This window comes from Leisingera sp. MMG026 (genome assembly GCF_021654205.1).
GTDB lineage: Bacteria > Pseudomonadota > Alphaproteobacteria > Rhodobacterales > Rhodobacteraceae > Leisingera.
Window position 1 is genome coordinate 1 of sequence record NZ_JAKFZM010000119.1, and the last position, 1,261, is coordinate 1,261.

1 protein-coding gene is annotated in these 1,261 nt (G+C 61.1%); it reads right to left on the reverse strand.

Annotated features, from left to right (window positions below; translation table 11 throughout):
• Positions 1 to 109 precede the first annotated feature (109 nt).
• Positions 110 to 1,261: elongation factor Tu (gene tuf / locus L1069_RS23695; protein WP_237457283.1), on the reverse strand; the 1,152-nt coding region annotated here is incomplete at its 5' end.

The window sequence follows — 1,261 nt, forward strand, 5'->3', positions numbered from 1 at the left end:
GCCACAACGAAAAAGGGCCGCTCTTTCGAGCGGCCCTTTCGCAGAACATTACCGGTGTGGCTCCCGGCGATTTTCTAGCGAAAACCGCCTGCCGCCACTGTTTCCAAAATTACTCGGTAATTTTGGAAACGACGCCGGCGCCGACGGTGCGGCCGCCTTCGCGGATGGCGAAGCGCAGGCCGTTTTCCATTGCGATCGGCGCGATCAGCTCAACATCGAACTTCAGGTTGTCGCCGGGCATGACCATCTCGGTGCCCTCGGGAAGGGTCACGGTGCCGGTCACGTCGGTGGTGCGGAAGTAGAACTGCGGACGGTAGTTCGCGAAGAACGGGGTGTGGCGGCCGCCTTCTTCTTTGGTGAGGATATAGGCCTCAGCTTCGAACTTGGTGTGCGGGTTCACCGACTTCGGTGCGCACAGAACCTGGCCGCGCTCAACGCCGTCACGGTCGATGCCGCGCAGCAGGGCGCCGATGTTGTCGCCGGCTTCACCGCGGTCCAGCAGCTTGCGGAACATTTCAACACCGGTGCAGGTGGTGGTTTTGGTGTCGCGGATGCCAACGATTTCGATCGAATCGCCAACGTTGATCACGCCGCGCTCAACCCGGCCGGTCACAACGGTGCCGCGGCCAGAGATCGAGAACACGTCTTCAACCGGCATCAGGAACGGCTGGTCAACAGCACGCGCCGGGGTCGGGATGTACTCGTCGACAGCGGCCATCAGCTCTTTGATCTTCTCTTCGCCGATTTCAGGCTTGTTGCCTTCCATTGCGGCCAGAGCCGAACCCGCGATGATCGGGATATCGTCGCCCGGGTAGTCGTAGGACGACAGCAGCTCGCGGATTTCCATCTCGACCAGCTCAAGCAGTTCTTCGTCGTCGACCTGGTCGACTTTGTTCATGAACACGACCATGTGCGGGATGCCGACCTGGCGGCCCAGCAGGATGTGCTCGCGGGTCTGCGGCATCGGGCCGTCAGCTGCGTTCACAACCAGGATCGCGCCGTCCATCTGCGCCGCACCGGTGATCATGTTTTTCACATAGTCAGCGTGGCCGGGGCAGTCGACGTGGGCGTAGTGGCGGCCTTCGGTCTCATACTCGACGTGGGCGGTCGAGATGGTGATGCCGCGGGCTTTTTCTTCCGGTGCGCCGTCGATCTGGTCGTAGGCTTTGAAGTCACCGAAGTATTTGGTGATTGCTGCGGTCAGCGTGGTTTTGCCGTGGTCAACGTGGCCGATGGTGCCGATGTTGACGTGCGGTTTTGT